Source organism: Paenibacillus cisolokensis (assembly GCF_050481165.1).
Taxonomy (GTDB): Bacteria; Bacillota; Bacilli; order Paenibacillales; family Paenibacillaceae; genus Paenibacillus_AH; species Paenibacillus_AH cisolokensis.
The window spans coordinates 1-1,273 of sequence record NZ_JBCNFP010000208.1 but is presented as its reverse complement, the minus strand read 5'-3'; the positions used below and the strand labels follow the sequence as shown (position 1 = coordinate 1,273).

Below are 1,273 nucleotides of genomic sequence, written 5' to 3'. Positions count from 1 at the left end.
TACGGGCTTTCGAAATTTAGGGTTAATTTGCCCCTCTCGTTACAGGACCTTGCCAGGCCAACATGCCGCCCTCCACATTGACGACAGGATAACCCAGTTCATGCAAAAAGTCGCAAGCTTTGCCGCTGCGGTTGCCGCTCCGGCAGATGAGAACGATCGGCTCTTCGCCCGATTTGCATTCCTCGTAGCGTTCGGCCAGCTGGGACAGCGGAATATGTCGGGCTTCCGCAATATGGCCTTCTTCCCATTCCTCCTGCTCGCGCACGTCGATCAGGTTGATTTTCTCCCCTTGCTCCAGCTTGCGCTGCAATTCGTCGGTCGTCCATTTCGGGATCATGTCTGATCCGCTCCTTCCAGTCGCTCTCGAATTTGTTTTTCATATTGTCCGAACGCCGCCAGGCTTCCCCAGCCTCTCTGCTCCCCGAGCAGGCGAAGCCGGAGACGCTTTTCGCTCAGCTGCTTGCTCAGTTTCCGGCGCTCGTCGTCTTGCTCGCACATGGCGATCAGATCCTGCAGCGCGATCAGCTCTTTGGCCAGCTGCACCTCTTCCGGAACGTAACCGGAATTTTTGAGCAGCTTGTAGCCGACCCGAAGCTCTTCCGGAATATGGGACAGGTCTTCCAATTCGAGCGGCTTGCCCGCGCCTTGCAGGTTGTCGAACTCGCCTTTTCGCCTTGCTTCGGCAATTCGTTCCTCGACCAGCTGGGAAAAAAAGTCCACCGTAGCCGCCTCCTTGCACATTGCATCCGTTTCGCAAATGTTTCCGTTTCAGGGTTTTCAGGCTGAATACGTCCCCCGGTTCACAACGTCATTGTACCGTTAGCGCGGCCGCCATGTCCAGCCGCCGCGGGCGCGGGCGATTCGGCATCGGACCGGCAACAACGGCGTACCGGCGCCGTGCGAAGCCAGCCTGCGAGGTCTGGCCTGCAAGCGAGCTCCGACCTCGGGGTCCCTGGCGTTCGAAGCCCGGCCTGCATGTCCGGTGCGCATCGCGGCGCTGCGTGGCGGCGATCATTGATCGAGCCGACAACGAGCCGCGCTTTCCGCTTCGCGGTTTCGGCGGAACCCGGCACAATGCGGCCATTCGAACCGCTCAAGCCGAAACGGCCGCAGCGCGATCAGCGCTGCGACCGTTTCTTCGCGGCGAGCAGCCGGCTCATCGTGCTGCCGGCGTCGGCGTCCGCCCCGTCATCGCGGGGCGGCGCATCGGGCGGCGCGGAGCGAGGCGACTCCGGACGGGAGCCGGGGGAGTTCCCCGGCACCGCCGGTGCGG

The 1,273-nt window shown here is 62.1% G+C and carries 3 protein-coding genes; 1 reads left to right on the top strand and 2 read right to left on the bottom strand.

The genetic code is table 11. The features are described 5' to 3' along the window. Positions 1-22: 22 nt before the first annotated feature. Entirely contained in the window at positions 23-337 is a 315-nt protein-coding gene (locus tag ABEV74_RS23095) for a rhodanese-like domain-containing protein (protein WP_430150064.1), read from the bottom strand. Beyond that, positions 334-720, bottom strand: coding sequence for a DnaJ family domain-containing protein (locus ABEV74_RS23090; protein ID WP_145977198.1), 387 nt, complete (start codon positions 718-720; stop codon positions 334-336). The genes ABEV74_RS23095 and ABEV74_RS23090 overlap by 4 nt, the downstream gene beginning before the upstream one ends. Before the next feature lie 294 nt (positions 721-1,014). Here ABEV74_RS23090 and ABEV74_RS23085 point away from each other — a divergent pair. After that, a partial coding sequence (locus ABEV74_RS23085; protein WP_430150060.1) for a hypothetical protein occupies positions 1,015-1,273 on the top strand: 259 nt, incomplete at its 3' end.